General features: G+C 72.1%; 24 protein-coding genes and 3 pseudogenes. 13 read left to right on the plus strand and 14 right to left on the minus strand.

Going from position 1 to position 24,885, the window contains the following annotated elements; all coding sequences use genetic code 11:
* Positions 1-87: 87 nt before the first annotated feature.
* The 4 genes from FB157_RS33780 to FB157_RS33795 all read right to left on the minus strand — a co-directional run bounded on the left by FB157_RS33780 (position 88) and on the right by FB157_RS33795 (position 3,261).
* Positions 88-987, minus strand: a complete 900-nt coding sequence (locus FB157_RS33780) for a Gfo/Idh/MocA family protein (RefSeq protein ID WP_145884487.1) — start codon at positions 985-987, stop codon at positions 88-90.
* A 35-nt stretch (positions 988-1,022) separates the two neighbouring features.
* Positions 1,023-2,006, minus strand: a complete 984-nt coding sequence (tgmB, locus tag FB157_RS33785) for an ATP-grasp ribosomal peptide maturase (protein ID WP_145884488.1) — start codon at positions 2,004-2,006, stop codon at positions 1,023-1,025.
* Between the two features lie 17 nt (positions 2,007-2,023).
* Positions 2,024-2,215 carry a putative ATP-grasp-modified RiPP gene (gene tgmA, locus FB157_RS33790; protein ID WP_014670659.1) on the minus strand — a complete coding sequence of 64 codons (192 nt, stop codon included), beginning with the start codon at positions 2,213-2,215 and terminating at the stop codon, positions 2,024-2,026.
* A 179-nt stretch (positions 2,216-2,394) separates the two neighbouring features.
* Positions 2,395-3,261 carry a fructosamine kinase family protein gene (locus FB157_RS33795; RefSeq protein WP_145884489.1) on the minus strand — a complete coding sequence of 289 codons (867 nt, stop codon included), beginning with the start codon at positions 3,259-3,261 and terminating at the stop codon, positions 2,395-2,397.
* A gap of 190 nt (positions 3,262-3,451) precedes the next feature.
* On the opposite strand from FB157_RS33795, the gene FB157_RS33800 reads away from it, so the two are divergent.
* Together FB157_RS33800 and FB157_RS33805 are read left to right on the plus strand one after the other, a co-directional pair.
* Complete coding sequence (locus FB157_RS33800; protein WP_261386711.1) at positions 3,452-4,162, plus strand: tRNA-dependent cyclodipeptide synthase; 711 nt, start codon at positions 3,452-3,454, stop codon at positions 4,160-4,162.
* On the plus strand, positions 4,159-5,367 hold the full coding sequence (locus FB157_RS33805) for a cytochrome P450 (RefSeq protein ID WP_145884490.1): 1,209 nt from the start codon (positions 4,159-4,161) through the stop codon (positions 5,365-5,367). Before FB157_RS33800 ends, FB157_RS33805 begins: the two co-directional genes overlap by 4 nt.
* A 76-nt stretch (positions 5,368-5,443) precedes the next feature.
* On the opposite strand, the gene FB157_RS33810 is transcribed toward FB157_RS33805, so the two are convergent.
* Together FB157_RS33810 and FB157_RS33815 are read right to left on the minus strand one after the other, a co-directional pair.
* On the minus strand, positions 5,444-6,319 hold the full coding sequence (locus tag FB157_RS33810) for an SCO6745 family protein (RefSeq protein ID WP_145884491.1): 876 nt from the start codon (positions 6,317-6,319) through the stop codon (positions 5,444-5,446).
* Positions 6,320-6,421: 102 nt separating this feature from the next.
* Positions 6,422-7,423 carry a hypothetical protein gene (locus FB157_RS33815; RefSeq protein ID WP_145884492.1) on the minus strand — a complete coding sequence of 334 codons (1,002 nt, stop codon included), beginning with the start codon at positions 7,421-7,423 and terminating at the stop codon, positions 6,422-6,424.
* Positions 7,424-7,869: 446 nt separating this feature from the next.
* On the opposite strand from FB157_RS33815, the gene FB157_RS33825 reads away from it, so the two are divergent.
* Positions 7,870-8,511, plus strand: coding sequence for a hypothetical protein (locus FB157_RS33825; RefSeq protein WP_145884494.1), 642 nt, complete (start codon positions 7,870-7,872; stop codon positions 8,509-8,511).
* A gap of 110 nt (positions 8,512-8,621) precedes the next feature.
* Positions 8,622-9,293 (plus strand): class F sortase, encoded by a 672-nt coding sequence (locus FB157_RS33830; protein WP_145884495.1) that lies wholly within the window; start codon positions 8,622-8,624, stop codon positions 9,291-9,293.
* Positions 9,294-9,315: 22 nt separating this feature from the next.
* Here FB157_RS33830 and FB157_RS33835 read toward each other — a convergent pair whose 3' ends face one another.
* The 3 genes from FB157_RS33835 to FB157_RS33845 all read right to left on the minus strand — a co-directional run bounded on the left by FB157_RS33835 (position 9,316) and on the right by FB157_RS33845 (position 11,720).
* Complete coding sequence (locus FB157_RS33835) at positions 9,316-10,497, minus strand: GDSL-type esterase/lipase family protein (RefSeq protein WP_145884496.1); 1,182 nt, start codon at positions 10,495-10,497, stop codon at positions 9,316-9,318.
* 37 nt (positions 10,498-10,534) lie between these two features.
* Positions 10,535-11,104: a TetR/AcrR family transcriptional regulator gene (locus tag FB157_RS33840; RefSeq protein ID WP_145884497.1), complete on the minus strand. Its 570-nt coding sequence runs from the start codon at positions 11,102-11,104 to the stop codon at positions 10,535-10,537.
* Positions 11,105-11,378: 274 nt separating this feature from the next.
* Positions 11,379-11,720 carry a winged helix-turn-helix transcriptional regulator gene (locus FB157_RS33845; protein WP_398947679.1) on the minus strand — a complete coding sequence of 114 codons (342 nt, stop codon included), beginning with the start codon at positions 11,718-11,720 and terminating at the stop codon, positions 11,379-11,381.
* Positions 11,721-11,993: 273 nt separating this feature from the next.
* Here FB157_RS33845 and FB157_RS33850 point away from each other — a divergent pair, with 273 nt between their 5' ends.
* Both FB157_RS33850 and FB157_RS33855 read left to right on the plus strand, forming a co-directional pair.
* Complete coding sequence (locus tag FB157_RS33850) at positions 11,994-12,947, plus strand: LysR family transcriptional regulator (RefSeq protein ID WP_145884499.1); 954 nt, start codon at positions 11,994-11,996, stop codon at positions 12,945-12,947.
* Between the two features lie 148 nt (positions 12,948-13,095).
* Positions 13,096-15,033: a collagenase gene (locus FB157_RS33855; protein ID WP_145884500.1), complete on the plus strand. Its 1,938-nt coding sequence runs from the start codon at positions 13,096-13,098 to the stop codon at positions 15,031-15,033.
* Positions 15,034-15,109: 76 nt separating this feature from the next.
* Here the strand turns inward: FB157_RS33855 and FB157_RS33860 are convergent, their stop codons facing one another.
* Positions 15,110-16,555 carry a glyceraldehyde-3-phosphate dehydrogenase gene (locus FB157_RS33860; RefSeq protein ID WP_145884501.1) on the minus strand — a complete coding sequence of 482 codons (1,446 nt, stop codon included), beginning with the start codon at positions 16,553-16,555 and terminating at the stop codon, positions 15,110-15,112.
* Between the two features lie 144 nt (positions 16,556-16,699).
* On the opposite strand from FB157_RS33860, the gene FB157_RS33865 reads away from it, so the two are divergent.
* The 7 genes from FB157_RS33865 (at position 16,700) to FB157_RS33895 (ending at position 23,897) form a co-directional block, all read left to right on the plus strand.
* Complete coding sequence (locus FB157_RS33865; protein ID WP_186581813.1) at positions 16,700-17,908, plus strand: hypothetical protein; 1,209 nt, start codon at positions 16,700-16,702, stop codon at positions 17,906-17,908.
* Positions 17,909-18,044: 136 nt separating this feature from the next.
* A complete protein-coding gene (locus tag FB157_RS33870) occupies positions 18,045-18,737 on the plus strand; it encodes an alpha/beta fold hydrolase (protein ID WP_145884503.1) in 693 nt (230 codons plus the stop codon).
* A 197-nt stretch (positions 18,738-18,934) separates the two neighbouring features.
* Positions 18,935-19,528, plus strand: coding sequence for a DUF998 domain-containing protein (locus FB157_RS33875; RefSeq protein WP_186581814.1), 594 nt, complete (start codon positions 18,935-18,937; stop codon positions 19,526-19,528).
* A gap of 100 nt (positions 19,529-19,628) precedes the next feature.
* Entirely contained in the window at positions 19,629-20,498 is an 870-nt protein-coding gene (locus FB157_RS33880) for a PP2C family protein-serine/threonine phosphatase (protein ID WP_145884505.1), read from the plus strand.
* A 59-nt stretch (positions 20,499-20,557) separates the two neighbouring features.
* Positions 20,558-21,559, plus strand: a complete 1,002-nt coding sequence (locus FB157_RS33885; protein ID WP_145884506.1) for an MASE1 domain-containing protein — start codon at positions 20,558-20,560, stop codon at positions 21,557-21,559.
* 161 nt (positions 21,560-21,720) lie between these two features.
* Positions 21,721-22,104, plus strand: a complete 384-nt coding sequence (locus FB157_RS33890; RefSeq protein ID WP_145884621.1) for a MarR family winged helix-turn-helix transcriptional regulator — start codon at positions 21,721-21,723, stop codon at positions 22,102-22,104.
* Positions 22,105-22,259: 155 nt separating this feature from the next.
* Entirely contained in the window at positions 22,260-23,897 is a 1,638-nt protein-coding gene (locus FB157_RS33895) for an MFS transporter (protein WP_261386720.1), read from the plus strand.
* Here FB157_RS33895 and FB157_RS49725 read toward each other — a convergent pair.
* From FB157_RS49725 to FB157_RS33905, 4 genes and pseudogenes are all read right to left on the minus strand, one after another.
* Positions 23,873-23,977, minus strand: a pseudogene (locus tag FB157_RS49725) (sphingomyelin phosphodiesterase); the annotation flags it as partial. The gene FB157_RS33895 and the pseudogene FB157_RS49725 sit on opposite strands and share 25 nt — an antisense overlap.
* Positions 23,928-24,062, minus strand: a pseudogene (locus FB157_RS49730) (cation:proton antiporter); the annotation flags it as partial. The pseudogenes FB157_RS49725 and FB157_RS49730, both read right to left, overlap by 50 nt.
* A pseudogene (locus tag FB157_RS33900) lies at positions 24,038-24,553 on the minus strand (cation:proton antiporter regulatory subunit). The pseudogenes FB157_RS49730 and FB157_RS33900, both read right to left, overlap by 25 nt.
* Positions 24,554-24,663: 110 nt before the next feature.
* Positions 24,664-24,846 (minus strand): hypothetical protein, encoded by a 183-nt coding sequence (locus FB157_RS33905; protein WP_145884508.1) that lies wholly within the window; start codon positions 24,844-24,846, stop codon positions 24,664-24,666.
* Positions 24,847-24,885 lie beyond the last annotated feature (39 nt).

Raw genomic sequence — 24,885 nt, forward strand, 5'->3', positions numbered from 1 at the left:
TCGTACTGGACGTACTTGGGCTTTCGCCCGGTGCGGCGAGAGTGCGTGCCAGGCGTCGTGGGGCAGACGGGAATTTGACGACAGGGCCTAGGCGAGGGAGGAGGCCGGTTCCCCGGTCAGCTTCGCCTCCGCCGCCGCCAGGATCTCGGTGACCCGCAGGCCGAACGCGGCGTCGCAGGGGTGCGGGCGGCCGGTGCGGGTGGCGGCGAGCAGGGCGTCGGCGGCGCGGGTGAGGGCGGCCACGGCGCCCTCGGAACTTCTCGGCAGGAGCGACACCCCGGCCTCGCCCCGCAGTTCGAGGTCGGCCCCGGCCGCCGCGGGCGGTGCCGTCAGGCTCAGCGTGAGCGTGCTGGACGCGCCCGTGGCGTGGTCGAGGACCAGGTGCACGGTGTCGGAGGGACCGTACGCCGCCGCCAGGACCTGCCGTACGTCGCCGAGGACCGGGAGCAGGACCGACAGGGCATGCGGTCCCACATCCCACAGCGCCCCCTTCTCCCGCCGCCACGGGGAGGCCGCGAACGGGCTGTCGCTCGTGAACACCGCCCCCAGCCACTGCGCCCGCGCCGTGAACCAGCCAGTCGCGGCGGCCTGTTCGTCGATCCATGCCTCCGGTTCCTTCTGGAAGCGTGTGGTGAAGAACACGACCGAGGCCACCCCGGCCCGCTCCGTGGCCTCGGCCACGGCCCGCCCCTCGGCGACCCCCACCGCCAGCGGCTTGTCCAGGAGGAGATGACGGCCCGCCCGCGCCGCCCGCACGGCCAACTCGGCCTGTACGGAGGGGGGAAGGGCCACCGCCACCGCGTCCACGTCGGCGAGCAGCGCGTCCACGTCGTCGTACGCACCGACGCCGCACTGCTCTGCCAGCGTGGTGGCCGCCTCCGGGCGGCGGCCCCAGACCCCGGCGAAGTCCAGACCGGTGTGCCCGGCGAGCGCGGGGGCGTAGGCCGCCTGGGCCCACGGGCCGGTTCCCAGCAGTCCGATGCGCATCTCGCGTTCCTTTCCGCGGGCCGGTCGCCACGGCCTCACGATGCCGTGTTCCGGTCGCCGTCGACGTACGACGCCGCATGGTCTCCGTGCCCGGCCAGCCACATCGCGATGGTCTCGGCGATCGGCTGGCCGGTGTCCATCTCGACGAAGCCGAACTGGCCCGACTGGTTGCACTCCAGGAACCACCAGATCCCGTCCGAGTCCTCGGCGAAGTCGAAGGCACCGTACGCGAGTTCGGCGTCCTTCATGTAGCGGAGGACGGCCTCGGCCACGCGCGGGGGCACTTCCGCCGGGAGCCAGGGGGAGACCGACGGGGCGAAGCGGACGTCGATGTCGTCGGGGTGGCCGTCCGGGTCGGCCGGCTTGCGCGCGGCCAGCAGCCGCTCGCCGACGACCGTGAGCCGGATGTCGGCCCGCTTGGGGATCCGCCGCTGCAGCAGGGTCGGACCGAAGGCGACGGCCGCGAAGTCCGCGTCCGGCGCGACCCGGCTGGTGGGCACCGCCCGCGGCGGTTCCTGGGGATGCGCGCCGGAGACGGGCTTGACCACCAGGTCCGGGAACCGCTCGGCGAACTCCCGGGCCGCCTGCGGGAACGTGGTGATCAGGGTGGCCGGCACGGCGAGCCCGCTGAGCTGGGCGAGCCGCAGCTGCCAGGGCTTGTGGCGGGCCCGGCGGGCCGCGTCCGGATGGTTCATCCAGCGCGCGCCGGTACAGCGCAGCATGCCGTACAGCGCCTGGGCGGACTCCTCGGTCAGCCAGGCGGAGGGCTGGCCGGCCCGCAGGGCCGCGTCACCCGGCCTGCGCACCCAGATGGAGCGCAGGCCGTTCATGCTCACGAGGCGCCCGCCGACGGACAGGTGCCCGCGGCAGGCGCCCTGCACGTACTCGCCCGACAGTGCCACGCCGTTGGTGAGGTCGGCGGGATCGAGCCGGACCACGGGCACGCCGGCCCGGCCCAACTGGAGGACCACCATGTCCGCCGTCACGTCCTCTTCAGTGGTCAGGATGAGCACGGTCATCTCGCACAGGCCCGCGTTCAGTCGTCGAAGTGAGTCTTGGAGCCGGCCGTGGAGGTCGTTGTCCCCAGTGCCCTCAGAGTCGCGTGGTCGGTGGCGGCGATCCGCCCGTCCGGGAGGACGTTCAATTGCAGTCCGGAGTCGTACGCGTACGGAGCGGTGACGTCCAACTGCACAGCGGGGCGCGCGTAGTTGAGCGTGAACGGTTGCATGGTCTCTCCCTGATTCGGCTTTCACGTCCTTATACGAATCGAACGGGTGGTTGGTTTCCTTACACTCCGTAACCGGGGTCCGGAGAGGGTTCGTTCGGGGTACCAGACAGGAGGACGTCACCTCGGTTCAGAGGAGTTGCGCGGTCCGCCCACGGGTGTGCGGTGCCTTGCGTTCCGTTTCACTCCGTGAGGGCGCCGCGGGCCGCGGCGAGGGTCTGCTCGGCATAGCCGCGGCCGAACAGCACCACGTGCACCAGCAGCGGGAAGAGCTGGTGCAGGCCGACGCGCCGCCGCCAGCCGTCGGCCAGCGGTGCCGCCTCCTGGTACCCCGCCAGCACCCGCTCCAGATGCGGGCAGCCGAACAACTGGAGCATCGCCAGGTCGGTCTCCCGGTGTCCGCCGTGCGCCGCCGGGTCGATGATCCGGACCGCCCCGTCTGTGGCCCACAGCACATTCCCGTTCCACAGGTCGCCGTGCAGCCGGGCGGGCGGTTCGGCCGGTCCGGCGAGATCCGGGAGCCGCGCACAGACCCGCTCGATCACGGCGGCCTCCCCGGGCCGGATCGTGCCGGCGTCCACCGCGCCGCGCAGATACGGCAGCACGCGGTGCTCGGCGTACCAGCCGGGCCAGTCGTGCCCGGGCGTGTTGCGCATGGGCGCGAGGCCGATGTACGCCTCCTGCGGCCCACCCGGCGGCGGTGCGCCGAACGCCGGTGCCCCGGCGGCGTGCAGGGCCGCGAGGGCGTGGCCGAAACGTAACGCTGCCGCGCCGTCGGGCTGCCCGGTCGGCACGCGCTCGGTGACCATCCACCGCTCGTCGTGGCCGAGCACCTCCGGTACCCGGACCGCACCCGCGGCGCCGAGCCAGCGCAGCCCGGCGACCTCGGCGCGTACGGCGCCCGGGGCCCCGCCACGCTTGACCATCAATGCCGTTCCGTCCTCCAGTGTCACCTCGGCGGGCGACCCGGACGGCGTCCGCGTGGCTGTGACCCGGCGCCCGGTGAGCCGTGACGCCGCCTGTCCCGGATCCTCGTCTCGGTTGACCACGGCCCCAGCGTACGGCCCCGCAAATGAGGTTCCTCTGAGGGCGCTTCGACGGTTGATACGACTTATTTCAGCCAAACCCAGGCAGTAACTACCCGTGTTGATGCCGTACGACTAGCGTGAGGGCGCCGCGTCGCCACACCAGGGGCACAGGGCCCTGACGGGACTAGCGAGCGGCGGAGGGTTATCCCCCTTGACCACAGCATCCGTGCTGATGGCCGACGTCTTCGAGGTTCAGCCCTACACCTCCCACTGCGAAGTCATCTTCGGCGAGGGCGCACACGCCGTCATCGGCGTGTCGCCGGGCAACAGCTACTTCTCCGCCCAACGCCTGCACGACCTCGCCCGCTGGGGACTGGACCATTTCGACAGGGTCGACTTCGTCTACACCGACCTGTACGTGGCCGAGATGTACGAGGCGTCCGGCTACCCGCCGGACGAGGCCCGCCGCAAGGCCGTGAAGAATCTGCGGGGCGTGCGCGCGAAGGTCCGCGACGCGGTGACGGAGACCGACCCGGACGGTACCCGGCTCGACTGGCACCCGATGTCGGCCTTCCGCACCAACCCCGCCTACCAGGAGATCCACCGGCAGCTGAAGCACCGGCTGACGTCCGACGGCGACTTCCGGCGCGTCTGCAACGCCCTGGTGAGCCGTTTCCTGTCGGCCCGCGGCGAGCGGACGAGCGAGCGGCAGCGCGAGGTGTGCCTGGAGTACGTGTGCGCCGAGGCGCCCCTGTTCCTGGACACCCCCGCCATCCTCAAGGTGCCCTCGTCGCTCAACTGCTACCACCAGCTGCTGCCGATGGCCGAGCTGTTGTACTCCCGCGGCGCCGGACTGCGCGCCTCCCGAAACCAGGGCCACGCCATCGTGACGCCCGCCGCCCAGCAAGGAGCCGCGGCATGACCACCGCCCCCGACATCCGCACCGAAACGCCGCCGCCGGACTTCCCGTTCTCCTGGGACGGCACCCGTGTGCCGGCCGAGGTCGAGGAGCTGCGCGCCGCCACTCCCGTCCGGCGCGTGCGGACCATCGCCGGCGACGAGGCGTGGCTGGTCTCCTCCTACGACCTGTGCCGGCAGGTTCTCAAGGACGACCGCTTCTCCCTCAAGGACACCTCCGCGCCCGGCGTCCCCCGCCAGTACGCGCTCACGATCCCGCCCGAGGTCGTGAACAACATGGGCAACATCACCGGGGCGGGGCTGCGCCGGGCGGTGCTGAAGGCGCTCAACCCCAAGGCCCCCGGCCTGCTGGCCCGGCTGCGCGAGGACGCCCACCGCCTGGTGGACCTGATGGAGGCCGAGGGGCCGACGGTGGACCTGCGCGACGCGTTCTGCGAGCCGTACTCGGCGGGCATGCACTGCCGCATCCTCGGCATCCCGCAGACCGAGGCCCCGGCCTTCCTGCGCAGCCTCGACATCGCCTTCATGAACTCGGCGTGCCCGATCACCGGCGCGAAGATCAACTGGGACCGGGACATCACCCGGATGACCGCCCTGCTCGACGACCCGGCCACCCACGGGCTGATGGGCGAACTCGCCGCCCTGCGCGACGACCCCGACTACGCACACCTCACCGACGAGATGCTGGCCACCGTCGGCGTCACCATGTTCGGAGCCGGCACCATCTCCACCTCGGGCTTCCTCGCCATGGCCCTGGTCTACCTGCTCACCCACCCCATAGCCAGGGACCTCCTCAGGGACCGCCCCGACCTGATCGGTCCGGGCGTGGAGGAGCTGCTGCGGGTGAACCTCTCCATCGGCGACGCCCTGCCGCGCCTCGCCCTGGAGGACGTCCTGCTCGGCGACGTGCGGGTCCGCCGGGGCGAACTCGTCCTGGTCCTGGTGGAGGGAGCCAACCTCGACCCGGAGAAGTTCCCCGACCCGCACCGCTTCGACGTCCACCGTGACAACACCGCCGACCACCTCTCCTTCGGCGGCGGCGCCCACTACTGCCCCGCCACCGCACTCGGCCGCGCACACGCCCGGATCGCCCTGGAGGTCCTGCTCGAACGCCTGCCGGACCTCGCGCTCGCGGTGCCGCCGAGTCAACTGGTGTGGCGCACCGGCTTCATGAAGCGGATCCCCGAACGGCTCCCGGTGGCCTGGTAACCCACAGGCTCCCCGTACGTCCCGTACGGCGTCCCCGGTCCGGAACCCCGGACGGGGACGCCGACATGCGCCACCGTCACCGGCGTGCGGACTCCCGTCGTGTCAGCCCGACCGGATTGCCGGGCGGCAGCAGCCCCGAGTCCTCGACGGTGCGGGCCAGCGGCTCCAGCAGCTCGGCCAGGCGTGCGGTGCGCTGCGCACCGAGCGCGGTCCACGGGCGCTCGGCCGCCTCGTCGGTCCGCATCTCGATGTGCGCGCGCCCGGCGACACCCGCGCGGGTCAGCGATCCGTCCTCGGCGAGGAAGCCGCGCTCCCGCAGGGCGGCCTCGGCCGCCGCCCAGTCCTTCGGCTCCCATCCGCGGGTCTCCCGCAGGAACGCCCCGTCCGACTCCCCGGCGGCCGCCTTGAGCACCATGGCCTCGACCGGCCCGAGCCCCAGGCCCACCAGAACGGCGACATGCCCGTCGCCCCGGTGCTCGCGCAGGGTCGTCAGGGCCTGCCACAGCCGTACCGTCGGCCGCTCGGGCCGCTCCAGCGCCTGGTTGGCCGCGGCCAGCACCCGTCCCGGAACGTCCGCCGCGGCCGCCGCCTCCCACGCGAGATCGGCCGCCTCCGCCAGCTCCGCCGAGCCCGTCACTTCCGGCCCGAACAGACGGGTCATGGCCGCGTCCATGGCCTCCCCGCGGGCCGCCAGCACCTCCTCAGGAGCCGCGTACCCCCAGGCGTCGGGCAGCGCACGGGCCACCCGGGCGGGGTGGAAGACGAAGAAGGATCCGGTGACCACGGACGGCGACACCGCGCCCAGCGGAGCCGCCCGCAGCGCGAAGTACCCCATCCAGAACCCGCGCATCCCCAGCCGGTCCGCCGCCTGCCGCGCCTCGGGCGCGAAGTACACGAGATCGTGCACCGGTTCGTAGCGCTCCCACATCGTCCGTGCCGTCCCGCCCGCCACTGCTTCCTCCCACCGTGTCGGCCTGTTGCGCTGCCGGCACCAGCCTGCGTTGTGACTGCTGTCATAACAAGCGGGTTCGGGTCGGTTTCCCGCTCCTCGTGATCACTCGGGCAGGGCCTGGACGCGCCCGACGACATTGCCGAGCAGCCCCGTGAACCACACCCCGTGGTCGGGACCGGCGGCGATGCGGAACGGCACCGTGTCCGCGCCGCCCGGCACCGGGAAGACGGTGATCCTGCCGGCCGTGTCGACGTGACCGATCCGGCCGGCCTGGTCGGCGTACCACACCTGCCCGTCCGGGCCGAGGGTGATGCCGCTGGGACTGCTGTCCGGGCCGGGCAGCGCGATCCCGGTGACGTGTCCGGTGGAGTCGATCCGGTCGACCGAGTCCGAACCGGACGTGGTGAACCACATGCCGCCGGGGCCGGTGACGATGTCGTCGGGAAAGCCGGACGCGGAAGGCAGCGCGAACTCGGTGATCCGGCCGGAGCCGTCGATCCGCCCGATCTTCCCGCCGGTCAGCTCCGTGAACCACAGCGCTCCGTCCCCGCCCGCCGCGATGGAGTTCGGGCAGGCGCTCGGGGTCGGGACCGGGTACTCGGTGATCCGGCCGGAGGCGGTGATCCGGCCGATCCTGTCGCCGTCCGCCTCGGTGAACCACAGGGCGCCGTCCGGTGCGGACGCGATCCCGGCCGGGAAGCCGTCCGCCGTCGGTACCGGGAACTCCGTGAGCTGTCCGGAGGTGGTGATCCGGCCGATCCTGTTCGCCCTGCCCTCGGTGAACCACAGGGCCTGGTCCGCGCCCGTGGTGATGCCGAGCGGGAAGCTGTCCGGACCGGAGGTGGGGAAGTCGGTGACCTTGCCCTCGACGGTGACCCGTCCGATCCGCCCGACTCCTGGCGCCGCGAACCACACGGCCCCGTCCGGTCCCGTGGTGAGGCCGGCGGGGAGGGTGTCGGCCGTGGTGGTGATCGGAAACTCCGTCACATCTCCGACGTCGGCCCGGGCCGGGGCGGCGACGACGGCGATCCCGGCCAGGGCACCCAGCGATGCCGTGAGCAGTCGGCGGATGCCGCGTCCGAGCACGGCTGCGGGGGAGGGCATGGCACGGCTCCTTCTCGTTCTCGGCGGGGCGAGCGGCAGGGGGGGTGCCGCCGTGCCGTGACGGATCGCCGGACCACCCCATCATCGTCAAGTCCCCGACCTCGGACACCTGGTGGCTGTGGGGAGACACGTGCACGACGAACGGCGTCTGCTACGCCCGGCAGAGCACCGACCGGGCCTCGGGCACCTGGACCGGGCCGGGCGGACGCGACGTTCTCCGTGGGCCACTGACGGCGCCGGCCGAGCGGCGGGCGGGCGGGTGACGGGAACTGGTCCGAACGAGGGGCATTGCGGCGTGTCGATGGGACAGACGGGTGGAGCGATGACACGGCTGGGCGGCCCGGATGGTGCGCGGCAACCGGCTGGCTGACGGTGGTTCATGTCGAGGCCGGGTTCATCGAGCCGATGTCGAATCCGCTGCCCGGCCACGGCGGAAGGACCTCGACATGCGTTCTGCCCGCATCCTGCTCGCCACGGCTGCCGCCGCGGCCGCCCTCTCCTTTGCCGCACCCGGCGCCGTGTTCGCCGTGTCGGGTGGGGACGACGGCGGCCGTGACGACTCCTCGTACAGCAGGAACCAAGACAGCGATTCCAGCAACGACAGTGACTCCGGCGGCGGCCACGGCAAGGGCTCCGGCGGCGACCACGGCAAGGGGTCGGACAGCGACAACGACAACGACTACAGCACGGACCGCGACAGCGGTGGCAGCCACGACTCGCCGCGCGGCGGAATGCACACGGGCGGCGGTGCCCTCGCCGCGGTGCGGGGTGACGACGACTGGAGTTCGAGCAGCGACGACAGCAGGTTCGACCCCGAGACCTACAAGAACAAGGACGAGGACAGCGGCGGCAAGGGAGACAGCGGCAAGGGAGACAAGGAGGACAGCGGCAGCGGCAGCGGCAAGGGAGACAAGGACGACTGGGGCGGCGGCGGTGACGACCAGGACAAGCCGCGCGGCGGCATGCACACCGGAGGCGGCGCCCTCGCCACGCCCGGTGTCACCGCGGGCGGGCTCGCCGTGCTCGCGGTAGGCGCCACCGGCATGTACGCACTGCGCCGGAAGAAGGCCGCCGAGCCGGCGTCCTGACCGGACTCCCGCATGCCAGGGGATGCGGCCGCCGTCGGCGCACACCGTGCCGGCGGCCCGCCCCCCAACCCCGATCCGCTTGCTGCCGTGCCCGAGTGAGGTGGTGTCCGATGGCAGCAGATCCCTCCTCCCCGCCCCCCGACGAAGCGGCGACGGACGAGCCGACCCCCGGATTCGGCGGCCGCCTGACCCTGTGGGGCGTGGCGATCGCCGTCCTCGCCGTCAGCCTGTTCGGCGGGCATCACGGGGTGAACGGCACCCCGGACGTATCCCGTACCGCGGGCGCGACCGGTGCCGCGACGGGCGACTCCCACCAGGCAGGCCTGCCGCTGCCCCACTCCGTGCCGCTCCGGCTCCTCATCCCGAAGATCTCCGTGGACGCACCCTTCGCCGCCCTCACCCTCGGCCCCTCCGGGCAGCTCGAACCCCCGCCGACGGCCAACACCAACCTGGTCGGCTGGTACTCCGACGGCGCCTCGCCCGGGGAGGCGGGCACGTCGGTCATCGCCGGGCACGTCGACACGGTGACCTCCGCGGCCGTCTTCGCCAACCTCGACCAGCTGGAGACCGGCGACCGGTTCTCCGTCGACCGGGCCGACGGGCGGCGGGCGAACTTCGTCGTGGACGACACGGAGACCTTCGCCAAGGACGACTTCCCGAGCAAGCGCGTGTACGCCGACACGGCGCGCCCCGAGGTCCGGCTCATCACCTGCGCGGGTGACTACGACCACTCGGTGGGGGACTACACCGACAACCTGGTGGTCTTCGCCCACCTCGTGTGACGCCCCGGCGGACCGCTGCGGGTCAGAGGGCGCCGTCCGCGAAGGGGCCGCCCGGGGCGAAGGCCAGCGCGGCGAAGCGCTCGCCGATCCGGCGGTGCGTGGCGGCGTCCGGGTGGAGGTCGTCGGGCAGCGGCAGTTCGGCGCTGTCGGCCTCTCCGTACAGGTCGCGGCCGTCGAGGTGGTGGAGGTGCGGGTCCTCGGCCGCCCGCTGCCGCACGATCCGGGCCAGCTCCTCCCGGACGACCGTGAGGGTGAGCTTGCCGTACGCCCGCTCCGCCGGATCGCCGGTGGCCCGGAACCGCAACTGCCCCGAACCCAGGGAGCCGAGGTCCAGGGCGCACGGGCCGGGCGTGTCCTCGTGGATGGGGCACAGGATCGGCGAGATCACGAGGAGGGGGGTGTCCGGCCGGCCCTCGCGGATGGTGTCGAGGAAGCCGTGGACGGCGGGGCCGAAAGCGCGCAGCCGCATCAGGTCGGCGTTGACCACGTTGATGCCGAGCTTGACGCTGATCAGGTCGGCGGGAGTGTCGCGCAGCGTGCGCGCGGTGAACGGGTCGAGGAGGGCGCTGCCGCCCAGGCCGAGGTTGATCAGCTCCACCCCGCCGAGGGAAGCGGCGAGCGCCGGCCACGTGGTGGTGGGGCTCGCGGCGTCGGAGCCGTGGCTGATGGAACTGCCGTGGTGCAGCCACACCTTGCGGCCCCGGTCCGGCACCGGCTCGACGGGCGCGTCGGCGCGCAGGGCGACCAGCTCGGTGGTCTCGTTGTGCGGCAGCCAGATCTCGACGTCCTTCACCGTGGCCGGCAGGCCGGTCAAGCGCACGGTGCCGACCGGGCCGGGCCGCCGCTCGGCGGTGCCGGCGGCCATGTCGATCGTCAGGGTGTTGCCGCCGGTGACGGACGCGCTGCCGGCCGGGCGGCCGTCGACGAGCAGGTCGTACACGCCGTCCGGGCGCGGCGGGGCGCCGACGTAGACCCGTTTGGTCGGCAGCGTGTCGAGCTCGACGGCGGTGGCACGCGTGCGCAGGGCCAGCCGTACGCCCGACGGCTGGGACTCCACCATGTGCAGCTGCGGGTCGGCGCACTGGGCCCGAGCCCGGGCCGGAAGCCGGTGCGGCAGCAGTCCGTGTCCGGTGCGTTCCAGGTCGAGGGCGCCGCGTACGAGGTCGGCGGTCAGGGGGACGGTGAACCAGTCGTACGAGGACATCGGTGCGAGCCTGTCGGTAGAAGGGGCGGAGGGGGAGTCAGGGCGCCGGCCAGTTGCGCAGCAGTGCGTCGAGGACGTCCAGGATCCGGGTCCAGGACTCCTGCGAGTCGGGTGCGCTGTGGCTGAACCCGCCGGCCGACTCGAGGCTGACGTAGCCGTGGAAGACGCTGCCGAGCAGCCGGACCGCATGGGTCTGGTCGGGCTCGGCCAGGTCGTACCCGCGCAGGATCGCCCGGGTCATCTGGGCGTGCCGGCCGCCCGCGCTCGCGGCGGCGGCCTCCGGGTCGAGCCGGAACCGGGCGGCCTCGTAGCGGCCGGGGTGCTCGCGGGCGTAGTCGCGGTAGACGTTCGCGAAGGCCCGGAGGGCGTCCTTGCCGGCCCGGCCGGCCAGCGCTTCGGCGGCGCGGTCGGCGAGTTCCTCCAGCGCGAGCAGGGCGATCCCGGTCTTCAGCTCCTGGGAGTTCCTCAGGTGCGAGTACAGGCTGGCGACCTTGACGTCGAAACGCCGGGCCAGCGCGGACACCGTCACCTGCTCGAAGCCCACCTCGTCGGCCAGCTCCGCTCCCGCACGGACGAGACGCTCCGCGGTCAGTCCTGCGCGCACCATAATCTTCCTCCCATTTGCCGAAATTGATTATGCAGTTACCTAAACCTTTTAGGCAAATTGGATAGGGATGTAGCCGGGCTCGGTGCGTTGGGCATCGCCACGTGGTCGGCGGGGACCAAGCCGACCGTGGGCCGGAGGCCGGCGGCGAAGTGGAGGCCGGTCGCGAACACCCACTTTTTTGTGGGTACTTGGCAGCCCCGCCCCGCCGGGAGAGGCTGTTCTCCGAGGTCAGGGGTAGCCGGGCAGAGGGAGTGGAGGTGAGGGCGACAGGGCGTCAGGAAGCCGGCCGGGGCGCGACGAGCCGCTCCAGGCGGCGGTGGCCCCAGTCGGACAGCGGCCCCAGGGCCTCGGCCAGGTCGCGGCCGAACCCGGTCAGCGAGTACACGGTCTTCGGCGGCAGCACGTCGTGCACCTCCCGGTGCACCAGCCCGTCCGACTCCATCTCGCGCAGCGCCTGAGTCAGCACCTTCTCGCTCAGCCCCGGCAGCCGGCGCCGCAGCTCGCCCGGCCGGTGCGGACCGGACTCCAGCAGCCACAGCAGCGTGGTCTTCCACTTGCCGTCGATCACCGCGATCGCGGCGGTCACTCCGCACACGTTCGGATCCACGGAGGGCATGGCCCGCCGGGTCATCGGCCTGGGGCACGGCACGGACGGTTTCATCCGGGTCGCGGACGTGCTCCAGCGGCGCTGACGCCGGGGTGCGCCCCCCCGTGCCGGTGGATGTACGGAACGTGACGGACGCCGACCCGCGACTTGTGTGTGTGTTCGTGCGATGGAACGCTTCCCTCCGCCGGCCGCGACCACGGTCGGCGAAGCTGTGAGCATGGGTTTCCTGGGAGACGGACAGTCTCCCGGAGCCGGCCGTGGGACGAAACGGGGAGTGGACCGATGGAGCTGGAGCTTCGGCACCTGCGAGTGCTGTGCGCGATCGCCGACGCGGGCAGCGTGGGCCGTGCCGCAGCGCACCTCGGGTACTCGCAGCCTGCCGTGAGCACCCAGCTCAGACGCATCGAGCGCCACCTGGGTGAGCCGCTCTTCGAGCGGAGCGCGAGCGGAGTGCGGCCCACCCGTTACGGCGCCGAGGTGGTCGCCCAGGCCCGGGACGTGCTGACCCGCGCCGACGCCATCGGCCACCGCCCCGCCTCCGCCCGGCCGCGCCGTACGCTGCGCGTGGCCGCGACCAACTCGCCCATGCTCTCCGGCACGGTGTCCCGCGTCCGCACCAGGCTGCCGGATCTCTCCCTCGCCGTGACCAGCGTCTACGCCTCCTCGCGGATCGTCGAACTGCTGGAGGAGGGCACGGTGGACGCTGCCATCGCCGCCGACTACCCGGGCATGGAGCTGCGGCACTCCTCCGCCGTGCAACATCGCGGGATCGTCACCGAGCCGACGTTCGTCGCCCTGCCCTCGCGCCACCGTCTGCGCCAGTCCGCCCAGGTGCAGCTGGCCGACCTGGCCGAGGACGACTGGTTCGTGACCCCGGACGACGGCGCCGGCTGGCCCGGGGTGTTCTACGACGCCTGTGCCGCGGCCGGGTTCCAGCCCGTCGCCGTTCACGAGTTCCTCGGCGACCAGACCCAGCTGCAGAGCATGATCGCCGACGGCCTCGGTGTCTCCCTGGTGCAGCCGACGCTGCGCCCGATCCCGCACGTCACGGTCAAGCCGCTGGCCGGCTCCCCGCTGTGGTGCCGGTATGTGCTGGCCTGGCGTCCCGACACCGTCACCGCAGACGTCGTGGAGACGCTCTTCCAGTCGGCCCTCGGCGCCTACCGCGATCTGGTCGCCCAGGCTCCGCACTTGAGGACCTGGGCATCGCGGACCTGGAGCATCGCCGGGGCGTAGCGGCCGCCGGCGCGGCGGGCCGCGATGTTATGGGCCCGTAGTGTCATGTGCTATGTCACACGCCATTGTTGTGCGGGTGGCGCGCTGAGACAGTGCCACACACGCCTCAACACCCCACAGAGGCGCATCCCTTCGTGGAGGAATCCCGATGCGCTATCGCTTCGCGCTGCCCAGACGCATGGCCGGCGCCGCCGCCGTCTGCGTCACCGTGGCCGGCCTGCTGTCCACCCCGGCGCTGGCAGCACCCCGGCCGAACTCCGGTACCGCCGCGCACACTTCCGGCAGGCACGCCCCGGCACCACCTCCCACCGGCCCGACCGCCGGTGCCGACGAACGCCCCGCGACCCAGGCGAAGAGCCTCAGCCCCGCCCAACTCCCGCCCCATGCACCGACGTTCACCCGCAGCATGGAGACCGCGCCGCACGGCGTGACCAAGGCGGCCTCCTGCACTCCGGCCGACTTCGGCAGCCGTACCGGTTCCGCCCTCGTCTCGTTCGTGAAGGCGTCCTCCACGGACTGCGTGAACACCCTCTTCTCGGTCACCGGCAGGGACGCGCGCGACATCTTCCGCCAGGCGCAGATGCTGTCCGTGGCCAACGCGTTCACGCGTACGGCCGGGCAGTACCAGGGCGACAACTCCGGCAGCCTGCTGCAGCTCGTCCTCTTCCTCCGCGCGGGCTACTACGTGCAGTTCAACCACCCCGGCGACGTCGGGTCGTACACCTCCCGGCTCACCACCGCCGTCACGGGCGGCCTGGACACCTTCTTCGCCCGCTCGCGCTCCCGGGACGTGACGGCCGCGAACGGCGACATCCTCGGCGAGACCGTCATCCTCACCGACAGCGCCGACCAGCAGGGCCGCTATCTGTACGTCTACCGGCGGCTGCTGGGCGACTACGACAGCTCCTACGACGCCGTCGACAGCATGGTCAGGGCCGTCAACGACGTCTACACGCCGCTGTGGCGCGGCAACTGGAACCCGGCGTACGTGCAGGCGGTCGACGCCGACCCGCGCGTCATCGACACCCTGTACGACTTCGCGCTGGCCAACACCGACCAGCTCGGCACCGATCTGGCCTTCCTGGACTCCAACGCCGGGATGAACCTGGCCCGTTACGTCGAGCACCCGGAACTGCGCGAGACCGTGCAGCCGTTGACCAAGGATCTGCTGGACCAGACCGCGATCACCGGCCCCACGGCCGGGCTCTGGGTCGCCGTGGCCACACAGGCCAACTACTACGACAGCGCCGACTGCTCCTACTACGACGTCTGCGACCTGCCGGCGAAGCTCACCAGGGCCGTCCTGCCGGTCAGCCGCCAGTGCGACGCGAACGTCACGATCCTCGCCCAGTCCCTGACCGCCGCCGACCTCGACGCCGCCTGCGCCAGCGTGCTGAACCAGAGCACCTACTTCCGCGGCGTGGTCAAGGCCGACGGAGCGATACCCGGGCAGTACGTGTCCACGATCCGGCTCGTGGTCTTCGCCAGCCGGAGCGACTACCAGACCTACGCCGGCCCGATCTACGGCATCAGCACCGACAACGGCGGTATGACCCTCGACGGCGACCCCTCCGACCCGGCCAACCACGTCACGTCGATCATGTACCAGAAGAACTACGACGACGGCTTCGTGGCCCGGATCTGGAACCTCAACCACGAGTACACGCACTTCCTCGACGGCCGCGACGACATGAAGGGCGACTTCACCCGGCAGACCTCGGTGCCCGACGTGTGGTGGATCGAGGGCGTCGCCGAGTACGTCTCCTACAGCTACCGGGGCCTCGCCGACGACCAGGCGATCCAGGAGGCCGCCAAGCACACGTACCGGCTGAGCACCCTGTTCGAGAACACCTACGCCAACAGCGACGTGACCCGCACCTACCCGTGGGGCTACCTCGCCGTGCGCTACATGACCGAGCGGCACCCCGACGACGTCCGGCGCATGCTCGACCGCTTCCGTGCCGGTGACTACGCCGGCGGATATGCCGTCTACCACGACGGCATCGGCAACCGCTACGACGCCGACTTCGACCAGTGGCTCACGGCGTGCGCCGCGGGCGCCTGCGCCAGGCCTTCGGCGGCCTGACCGCCCGCGCCCGAGCGGAACGGCCGCCGACCGGAACCCCGGTCGGCGGCCGCACGTGTCACGCGGGTCCCCGGCGTCAGACCGCCGTGGCCGGGTACGTCGGGTACTCGACGCCCGAGACGTGCTGGACGACCCGGACGACCTGGCAGGAGTAGCCGAACTCGTTGTCGTACCAGAGGTAGAGGATGGCGTTGTCGCCGTCGACCTTGGTCGCGCCGGCGTCGACGATCGAGGCGTGGCGCGAGCCGACGAAGTCCATGGAGACGGCGTCGGGGGCGGTGGTGAAGTCGATCTGGCGCTTCAGCGGCGAGTTCAGCGAGACGTCGCGCAGGTAGTCGAGGACCTCGTCGCGGCTGGTCTCACGGCCCAGGCGCAGGCTCAGGATGGCGATCGAGACGTCCGGGACGGGGACGCGGATCGAGCTGCCGGTGATCGGGGCCTTGAGGTCCGGCAGCGCCTTGGCGACGGCGGAGGCGGCACCGGTCTCGGTGATGACCATGTTGAGCGGCGCGGAGCGGCCGCGGCGGTCGGCCTTGTGGTAGTTGTCCAGCAGGTTCTGGTCGTTCGTGAACGAGTGGACGGTCTCCACGTGACCGCGCAGGACGCCGAACTCGTCGTCCATCGCCTTCAGCGGCGGGACGATCGCGTTGGTGGTGCAGGACGCGCAGGACAGGATCTGCTCGTCCGGCTTGATGGTGTCGTGGTTGACGCCGTGGACGATGTTCGGGACGTCACCCTTGCCCGGCGCGGTCAGGACGACCTTGTCGATACCGGGGCGCAGGTGCTTGGAGAGGCCCTCGCGGTCGCGCCACTTGCCGGTGTTGTCGATGAGGATGGCGTCCTTGATGCCGTGCGCCGTGTAGTCGACCTCGGAGGGGTCGTTGGCGTAGATCACCTTGATCGCGTTGCCGTTGGCGACGATCGTGCCGGTCGCCTCGTCGACGGTGATGGTGCCGTTGAACTGGCCGTGGATCGAGTCGCGGCGCAGCAGCGAGGCGCGCTTGACGAGGTCCGCCTCACCGCCACCGCGGACGACGATGGCGCGCAGGCGCAGGCCGTTGCCGGACCCGGCCTTCTCGATCAGCAGGCGGGCGACGAGGCGGCCGATGCGGCCGAAGCCGTACAGGACGACGTCGCGGCCGGCACCGCGCTCGATCTTGTTGGCACCCGTGGCGCCGGCGACGGCCTCGGCGGTGAACTCGGCCACCGACAGACCGCGGTCGTCGGTCCGGTAGGTGGCGGCGAGCATGCCGATGTCGATCTGGGACGGGCCGAGATCGAGGGTGGTGAGGGTCTGCAGGAAGGGCATCGTCTCGGTGACCGAGAGCTCCTCGCCGGCGATCTGCCGGGCGAAGCGGTGCGTCTTCAGGATGCTGACCACCGACTTGTTCACCAAGGAGCGGCTGTGCAGCAGGACCGTCACGTCCCGCTCGCGGTGCAGCTTCCCGATGATCGGGATCATCGACTCCGCGATCTCCTCGCGGTTCTTCCAGTTGGTGAACGAGTCGTCGTTGACAGTCACAGATCCATCTTTCGAGCTAGGCAGCGCTCAGATGATAACAACAACCGGTTCGGGTCTTTACGGGGGTCCTGAATCAGGGTGGAAGACCGTAAGAAACCCGGGTCGTGATTTGCGCGCCCGCACCGCCGTGACCATGGTCTGAGGGTGATCACGTCCTCCGTACCCCGCCCCGAGCCGGCCGCCCCGTCCCGCACCTTCCGCGGCCCCTCCCTGCCCCTCGTAGCCCGGCACCGGTTCCCCGAAGGCGCCCTGCCGGCCCTCGCACTGTTCGCGGCGGTCCGCACCGCCGGCATCCTCGTCGTGATCGTCGCCAACCACCTCACCGGGCACCCGCTGGTCAGGAGCCTCGCCCACTCCTGGGACTCCCGCTGGTACCTGCACATCGCCTCCCACGGCTACGGGCACCTCATCTGGATCACCCAGAGCGGCGGGGTGCAGGCCGACTGGGCGTTCTTCCCGCTCTACCCCGGGCTCATCCGGGCCCTGACCACCGTCCTCCCGCTCACCCCCGGCCAGGCCGCGCTGCTCGTCGCCTGGGCCGCCGCGGGCGTGGCCGCCCACGGCATCTACGTCCTCGCCCACCACCTGTACGGGCGTGCCGTCGCCACCGCCCTGGTCGGACTGTGGGCCGTCCTGCCGCACTCCGTCGAGCTGACCATCGCCTACACCGAGTCCCTCTTCGCCGCGCTCGCCGTCTGGTCGCTGTACTGCGTGCTCAGGGGCCGCTGGCTGTGGGCGGGTTCGCTGGCCGCGCTGGCGGGTCTGTCCCGGCCGACCGGATTCGCGGTGGCCGCGGCCGTCGGCCTCGCCGCCGCGCAGGAGGTGCTGCGGCAGCGCGGCCGGGTACCCGCGACCCTGTGGGCCGGCGCCCTGATCGCCCCGCTGGGCTGGCTCGCCTACGTCCTGTGGGTGGGGCAGCAGACCGGCGACCCGCTCGGGGGCTACTTCAAGATCCAGAGCGCCTGGGACTCGCGCTTCGACTTCGGCGCCGGCGCCCTGCGCTTCCTCAGGGCGCTGTTCCTGCACGGCGGCGGCTTCGTCTACCCGGCCGCCCTGATGATCGTCGCGGTCTCCGTCGTCCTCTTCGGGCTGCTCTGCCTGGACCGCGCCCCGCTCGCCCTGGTCGTCTTCGCGGCGGTTCTGATCCTGCTCGTGGTCGGCGGCTCCGGCTCGTTCTCGTCCAAGCCGCGCTTCCTGCTGCCGGTCTTCCCCCTGCTGATCCCTCCGGCCCGTGCCCTCGCCCGCACCTGGCGGGTACGCCCGGCCCAGGCCCTGCTCGTCGGCGGCGCCCTGGCCGTCGTGTCCCTGCTGTACGGCGCCTACGTGACGGTCGTGGCCCACTCCCCGCTGTGACCCGCCGGGCGACCCGGGTACGGGCGGAAAGCGGCCGTCCTGCACGGGAAACACGGCTGCCGCACCCGGAATCGGCTGGATCCGGGGTGGGTTCACCGGAAAGATCGTGCGGAGTCCTGACGAGAGAGGCGTGTCGATGAAGCTGCACACCCGCGAGTGGGGGACCGGGGACCGGATCGCTGTCCTGGTCCACGGGATCATGTCCGACCACAGGACCTGGCGCCGGGTCGCGCCGGCGCTGGCGGACAAGGGCTACCGGGTCATCGGCGTGGATCTGCGCGGGCACGGTGCGAGCGGCCGGGGGGAGTACGGCGCCGAGATCTGGGCCGACGATCTCGTGGAAACCCTGCCCAAGGGCCCGGAGCTGGCGATCGGCCACTCGCTCGGTGCCATGGCGCTGGCCCTCGCCGTCGAGCGCCTCGTACCGGACCGGGCGGTCTACTGCGACCCGGCCTGGGAGCTGGGCGGCAACGCCGCCGCGGCCGCCATCGCCTTCCCGTCCTTCAAGGACGCGCCCCGTGCGATGATCACCGGCTTCAACCCGCGGTGGGAAGAGGCCGACGTGGAGATCGAGTTGGCCACGCTCGCCGTCTGGGACCCCACGACCGCCCACGCCCTCCCCGACGCCTACGCGGTCAGCCGGACCCCGGCCCGCCCGGTGGTGCCCTCACTGGTCGTGCTGGCCGACCCCAGCCGTCTGGTGTCCCCGGAGGCGGCGGGGGAGCTGGCGCGGAGGGGCTTCGAGATCCGCACCGTCCAGGGGGCGGGGCACACCCTCTACCGGGACGACTTCGAGGGGTTCATGTCTGCGCTGGACGGATGGATGTGAGGGGGCGTCCGCCGCACGGACGACGGGCCCGGTACGGCTGAGCCGCACACATGGGGAAATCCTCACCCCCCTTCCGGGGGTCTGCCGCAGTGCCCCGGGTGCCCGCCGCGTGATCGGCTGTGGGCACCGGATTCGATCGAGGGCGGCCGAGGGGTGGCGGACAGGTGCGGTATCGGTGGGGGTGTGCGGCGTGGGTCGTGGGTGTGGCGCAGTTCTTCGTCCTGCAGGGCGTAGCCGGGTCGGCGTGGGCGAGGCCGTACAGCTGGGCGCGGAACAACATCAGTGATCTGGGCAACGCGCACTGTGCCTGGCAGCCGGACCCCGAACCGCGCTACGTCTGCTCGCCCGAGCACGCGCTGATGAACGTCTCGTTCGTCACCCTCGGTGTGCTGTTCGCCGCCGGTGTCCTGCTGACCGGTGCCCTGTGGCGGCGCGGCGCGGCCGCGACCGCCTCCCGGCTGCTGCTGGCCGGTGCCGGTGCCGGGTTCGTGCTGGCCGGGCTCGCGCCCGCGGACATGCACGAGAACCAGCACGTCCTGGGCGCCCTGCTGATCATGGCGACCGGCAACCTCGGTCTGCTGCTCTCGGGTGCCGCCCTGGACCTGCCCCGTCCGCTGCGGTGGGGGAGCGGACTGCTCGGCGTCGTGGCACTCGCAGCCTTCGTGCTCTTCCTCTCCCACCAGTACCTCGGGCTCGGCATGGGCGGCATGGAACGGGTGGCGGCGTTCCCGCTGCTGGTGTGGGCGGCGGCTCTCGGTGCCCGGGGGCTGGTCGTGCGGGGCGCTCGGTGACCGTCGGTCCCAGGGGCGGATTCCCCTGAGGCGGGATCATTCAATAACGGTAAAATCTAGACGTTTGCCCTGACGGGCCACCGCCCATCCGGAGTGACCGATGCCCCGCAAGCGCTCCACGGACGACGGCGACGAGCTGCTGGCCAGACTCGGTTCGCTCACCGCCCAGGCACGCGAGCGCGCGGAGCTGCAGCGCACCCAGGTCGAGCTGGCCATCGCGCTGCAGCGCGGCATGCTGCCCCGGGACCTGCCCGCCGCCCCGGGCCTGCACCTCGCGGTCCGGTACGCACCCGCCTGCCACGGCCTCAACGTGGGCGGCGACTGGTACGACGCCTTCGCCCTGCCCGAGGGCCTCGTCGGGCTGTGCATCGGCGACGTGCAGGGCCACAACATCGAGGCCGCCGCCTTCATGGGCCAGGTCCGGGCCGGGCTGCGTGCCCTCGCCTCGGTGACCAGCGAGCCGGGCGAACTCCTCGCCCGGACCAACGAGCTGCTGCTCTCCCTGGGCAGCGACCTGTTCGCCACCTGCACCTTCCTGCGGCTCGACCCGGCCACGGGCGTGCTGGAGAGCGCGCGGGCCGGGCACATCCCGTTCATCTGGGCCACGGCGGACGGGAAGTCCGGCGTGGTGGACGACCAGGGCGGGCCACCGCTGGGCGTCGAGCCGGGGATGGAGTACCCGGTGACCCGGCACCGGCTCACCACGGGCGGGGTGTTCGTCCTGCTCACCGACGGTGTCGTGGAGGGCCCGTCGCTGAGCATCGAGGACGGCCTGGACCAGGTGGTGCGGCTCGCGGGCATCGCTGCCGTCGCGGGACTTGAGGCGCATGCGCTGGCCGCGGCCGTGATCAAGGGCGCGGAGAGCGTGGGGCACGAGGACGACGCCGCCGTGCTCGTCGTGGGCCTCGACGGGCCGGGGGCGTGGCTGTCCGACCGGTGGGGCGCCCTGAAGCCCGGCTTTCAGCCATAGAGCGGGACCGGACGGCCCTCGCCTCGCCGGCTGCGGGCCATCGGTGTGAGATTGCTGCTGTGGTGGGTTTCGAGGATCTGCGCCGGCCCGGCGGCTACGTCGTCCGGGTGCTGGCCGTCGCGGCCTGCTACTACGGCGCGGCGCGGCTCGGGCTCCTGCGCCGGCTCGTCGTCGAGGGCTCCGTGTTCACCCCCATCTGGCCGCCCACCGGCGTCGCCGTCGCCGCCCTGCTGATCTTCGGGCTGGGCTGCTGGCCCGGAGTCGCGATCGGGGCGCTCGGCGCCATCCTGTACCTGATCACCCCCAGCATCGACGTGCTGGGCTTCCTGGTCGGAAACACCGCGGCGCCCGTGTGCGCGGCGCTGCTGCTGCGCCGCGCCGGCTTCCGCACCGACCTCGGCCGGTTGCGTGACGGCCTCGCCCTGGTGTTCCTCGGCGCGCTGACCGCCATGCTGATCAGCGCGACCATCGGCGTCGGCCTCCTCGTCCTCACGGGCAAGCTGGCCGAACACAGTTTCTGGGCCGTCTGGCTGGGGTGGTGGGTGGGCGACGCGATGGGGGTCCTGATCGTCACCCCGCTCCTGCTGCTGCTGCTGTTCAGGTCCCGCTGGCCGCCGCCGCTCGTGCGCTGGAAGGAGGCCACCGCGCTGGCGATCGTGACCTTCTGTGTCGTACCGCTGGCCGCCTACAGCTCGATCAGCCTGCTCTTCCTCGTGTATCCGCTGATCATCTGGGCCGCCCTGCGCTTCCAGCTCGTGGGCAGCATGCTCTGCGCGCTGGTCACGTCCGTGCTGGCCACCGTCGCCGCGACGGACGGCGTCGGGGCGTTCGCGGGGCTGACCCGGATCGAGGTCATGGCGAAACTCCAGGCCTTCAACGGCGCGATGGCCCTCACCGCGCTGCTGCTGTCGGCCGTCATCACCGAGCAGCGCAACACCCGCCGCTCCGTCGAGCAGGCCTGCCAGGAACTGGCGCAGGTCCTGGAACACCTCACCGCGGGCGAGCTCCCGCCACCCCACCCGCCCCCGGAACCCGACGACCGGTCGTGGCCCAAGGCCTAACCGCCCCGGCCCGCATCGATTACTCACACTTGGTTGAACAGTCCAGACTGATAAACCTATTGTTAGTAAACGTGGACGTGGAGAACAGGACCGAGAACGGCACCCGCCCCCCGGGCCCGCCGCAGGACAACACGGCGCTCGCGGCCGCGCTGCGGCTGGCCATGGGCCGGACCGTCCGCAGGCTGCGCCAGGCGCACGCCGTCGGGGACGTGACCCTCTCCGGTGTGTCCGTGCTGTCCCGGCTGGCCACCGCCGGGCCGGACTCGCCGGGTTCGCTCGCCGAGCTGGAGCGCGTCCGCCCCCAGGCGATGGCCACCACGCTCGCCGGGCTCGAACAGCGCGGACTGGTCAGCCGTACCCCCGACGCGGCCGACGGACGGCGGGCCGTCGTGTCGATCACCGACGCGGGCCGCGCCGTGCTGGCGGAGCGCCGCTCCGAGTCCGTGGCCCGGCTCGCCCAGGCCCTGGACGGGTTCACCCCACAGGAGCGCGACGCCCTGCGCGCCACGCTGCCCCTCCTCGACCGGCTGGCGGAGCAGCTGTGAGCGGCCAGGCGCCGGGCAGCGCCCCGGGCGGGTCCGCCGACGGCCCGCGCGGCCGCCTGCTCGCCCGCTCCGCCCGCCTCCGCGACACCCCACCAGGACCCGGCTACAAGTGGGTCGCCCTGTCCAACACCACACTCGGCGTCCTGATCGCCACGATGGACGCCTCCATCGTGATCATCTCGCTGCCCGCGATCTTCCGCGGGATCGGCCTGGACCCGCTCGCCGCGGGCAACATCGGCTATCTGCTGTGGATGATCCTCGGCTATCTGCTGGTCTCGGCCGTGCTGGTCGTCGTCCTCGGCCGGCTCGGGGACATGTTCGGCCGGGTCCGCATCTACAACCTCGGCTTCCTGGTCTTCGCCGGTGCCTCCGTCGCGCTGTCCCTCGACCCGTTCCGGGCCGGCGCGGGCGCCCTGTGGCTGATCCTGTGGCGCATCGTGCAGGCCTTCGGCGGCTCCATGCTCACCGCCAACTCGGCCGCCATCCTCACCGACGCCTTCCCGGCCCGGCAGCGCGGCATGGCCCTCGGCATCAACCAGATCACCGCGCTCGCCGGGCAGTTCCTCGGCCTGCTCGCCGGCGGCCTGCTGGCCGCTGTCGACTGGCGTGCCGTCTTCTGGGTCAGCGTCCCGGTCAGCGTGACCGGCACGATCTGGTCGTACCTCAGCCTGCGCGAGACCGCGGCCGGCGGACGCGGCCGGATCGACTGGCTCGGCAACATCACGTTCGCCACGGGCGCCGGCATCCTCCTCGCCGGCATCACCTACGGCATCCAGCCCTACGGCGGCCACGCCACCGGATGGACCAACCCCTGGGTGCTCGCGGGCCTGATCGGCGGCGTCCTCCTGCTGCTCGTGTTCTGCGTGGCCGAGACCCGGGTCGCCGAACCGATGTTCCGGCTGTCCCTGTTCCGGGTGCGGGCCTTCGCCGCCGGCAACCTGGCCGCCCTGCTGACCGCGATCGCCCGCGGCGGGCTGCAGTTCATGCTCATCATCTGGCTGCAGGGCATCTGGCTGCCGTTGCACGGCTACGACTTCGAGGACACCCCGCTGTGGGCCGGCATCTTCATGCTGCCGCTGACCCTCGGCTTCCTGATCGCCGGCCCCGTCTCCGGGTACCTCTCGGACCGGTTCGGCGCCCGCCTGTTCTCCACGGCCGGCCTGATCGTGGTCGCCGGCTCCTTCCTGGGCCTGCTGGCGCTCCCCGTGAACTTCGCGTACGGCCCGTTCGCCGCGCTGCTGTTCCTCAACGGCTTCGGCCAGGGCATGTTCTCCGCGCCCAACACCTCGTCCGTGATGGGCAGCGTCCCCGCCCGCTACCGGGGCGTGGCCTCCGGAATGCGCTCCACCTTCCAGAACTCGGGCACCGCCCTGTCCATCGGCGTCTTCTTCTCGCTGATGGTCTCCGGGCTGGCCTCCTCGCTGCCGTCGACGCTCAGCAGCGGGCTCCAGGCACACGGCGTGCCCGCCGGCACCGCCCACGAGGTGGCCTCACTGCCCCCGGTCAGCACCCTCTTCGCGACCTTCCTGGGCAACAACCCCATCGGCCACCTGCTCGGTTCCGGCGGCACGCCGGCCCACCTGACGGCAGCCCAGCGCGCCACCCTGACCGGTCACACCTTCTTCCCGCAGCTGGTCTCCGGCCCCTTCCACCACGGCCTGAGCATCGTCTTCGGGGTCGCCGCCGGCATGGCCCTGGTCTCGGCCCTCGCCTCCGCCCTGCGCGGGGGGCACGAGCCCGTCGGCGACGACACACCGAAGGGCTCCCATCCCGCGTACGCCCGCAAGGGGTAGTGGTCCGAGAGGTTCGTGTACGTGTACGACGTCCCCCAGCTGGAGACCGTCCAGGGCGCCGACTGCTCCTTGACGACCTCGCAGGCGCGCGGCCAGCCGGCCCAGCAGTCCGAGGGCCAGGATGATCGCGCCGAACTCGATCAGGAAGACCGCGGAGGAGTGCATCCGCCTCGCTCCCGGCCGAGTATCGCGGCGGCCGCGTCGACGCCCTCACGGGTGCCGATCATGATCAGGGTGTCCCCGCCGGCCAGCCGGAAGCCGGGAGAGGGGATCGCCTCGGCCGGTCGCAGTACGGCCACGATCGACACGCCGGTGTCTCGGTGCACATCCGGGTGTCGCCGAGCAGCCGCCCGTTCCAGTGCGACGTGGCGGACAGCCGGGCCCGCTCGGCCACCAGACCCAGTTCGGTGGTGTATGGACAGCAGGTTCGGGCTGTGGTGTGTCGGCTTCAGCGCCTCGGCCAGCGCCTCCGCCTCCCCGCGGGTGAGCCGGACGGACAGCGCGCAGGCGTCGGGATCGTCACCGCGGTAGGCGCTCAGCGTTCTCGGCCCGTCGCGACGGGCCACCACCGACGGCCGGCGCCGCTGCCGGGTCGTGAGGTCGTACCGGACACCGATGCCCGGCAACGGTGTCGTACTCGTGCGTGCGGCACCCATGGCCGCCCCCCGCCCCATTCGCAGGTTTCTTGGTGAAACCATTACCGGAAGCCTGACCTGACGGCGAAATGGCCGTCGCAGGGTTCCGGGTGGGCAGGGGGGTGAGCGGGTTACGAGGCGGAGCGGAGGCCGTTCTCGCCGTGCCCCTGGTCGGGCTGGCAGCTGAGGCACAGTGCGTGGTCCCCGTCGCGGGTGACGACGGTTCCCCATCCGAGGCACTGCGTGCAGTCGCGGGCGAGACGCAGGTCGGGGTGCGGGGACGGGAAGGGACTGTGGTGGGCTCCGTAGGCCATGCGGGAAGCGGCTCCTTGAGATCGCGGAGGCGGGGGCCG

Origin of the sequence: Streptomyces sp. BK340 (genome assembly GCF_007827595.1) — a bacterium.
Classification (GTDB): domain Bacteria; phylum Actinomycetota; class Actinomycetes; order Streptomycetales; family Streptomycetaceae; genus Streptomyces.

Bases quoted from the DNA above. Each gene is read 5' to 3' on its own strand.
- FB157_RS33780 (WP_145884487.1), bottom strand. From the start codon at position 987: ATGCGCATCGGACTGCTGGGAACCGGCCCGTGGGCCCAGGCGGCCTAC.
- tgmB (WP_145884488.1), bottom strand. From the start codon at position 2,006: ATGACCGTGCTCATCCTGACCACTGAAGAGGACGTGACGGCGGACATG.
- tgmA (WP_014670659.1), bottom strand. From the start codon at position 2,215: ATGCAACCGTTCACGCTCAACTACGCGCGCCCCGCTGTGCAGTTGGAC.
- FB157_RS33805 (WP_145884490.1), top strand. From the start codon at position 4,159: ATGACCACCGCCCCCGACATCCGCACCGAAACGCCGCCGCCGGACTTC.
- FB157_RS33815 (WP_145884492.1), bottom strand. From the start codon at position 7,423: ATGCCCTCCCCCGCAGCCGTGCTCGGACGCGGCATCCGCCGACTGCTC.
- FB157_RS33825 (WP_145884494.1), top strand. From the start codon at position 7,870: ATGCGTTCTGCCCGCATCCTGCTCGCCACGGCTGCCGCCGCGGCCGCC.
- FB157_RS33830 (WP_145884495.1), top strand. From the start codon at position 8,622: ATGGCAGCAGATCCCTCCTCCCCGCCCCCCGACGAAGCGGCGACGGAC.
- FB157_RS33835 (WP_145884496.1), bottom strand. From the start codon at position 10,497: ATGTCCTCGTACGACTGGTTCACCGTCCCCCTGACCGCCGACCTCGTA.
- FB157_RS33840 (WP_145884497.1), bottom strand. From the start codon at position 11,104: ATGGTGCGCGCAGGACTGACCGCGGAGCGTCTCGTCCGTGCGGGAGCG.
- FB157_RS33845 (WP_398947679.1), bottom strand. From the start codon at position 11,720: ATGCCCTCCGTGGATCCGAACGTGTGCGGAGTGACCGCCGCGATCGCG.
- FB157_RS33850 (WP_145884499.1), top strand. From the start codon at position 11,994: ATGGAGCTGGAGCTTCGGCACCTGCGAGTGCTGTGCGCGATCGCCGAC.
- FB157_RS33855 (WP_145884500.1), top strand. From the start codon at position 13,096: ATGCGCTATCGCTTCGCGCTGCCCAGACGCATGGCCGGCGCCGCCGCC.
- FB157_RS33870 (WP_145884503.1), top strand. From the start codon at position 18,045: ATGAAGCTGCACACCCGCGAGTGGGGGACCGGGGACCGGATCGCTGTC.
- FB157_RS33880 (WP_145884505.1), top strand. From the start codon at position 19,629: ATGCCCCGCAAGCGCTCCACGGACGACGGCGACGAGCTGCTGGCCAGA.
- FB157_RS33890 (WP_145884621.1), top strand. From the start codon at position 21,721: ATGGGCCGGACCGTCCGCAGGCTGCGCCAGGCGCACGCCGTCGGGGAC.
- FB157_RS33895 (WP_261386720.1), top strand. From the start codon at position 22,260: ATGGACGCCTCCATCGTGATCATCTCGCTGCCCGCGATCTTCCGCGGG.
- FB157_RS33905 (WP_145884508.1), bottom strand. From the start codon at position 24,846: ATGGCCTACGGAGCCCACCACAGTCCCTTCCCGTCCCCGCACCCCGAC.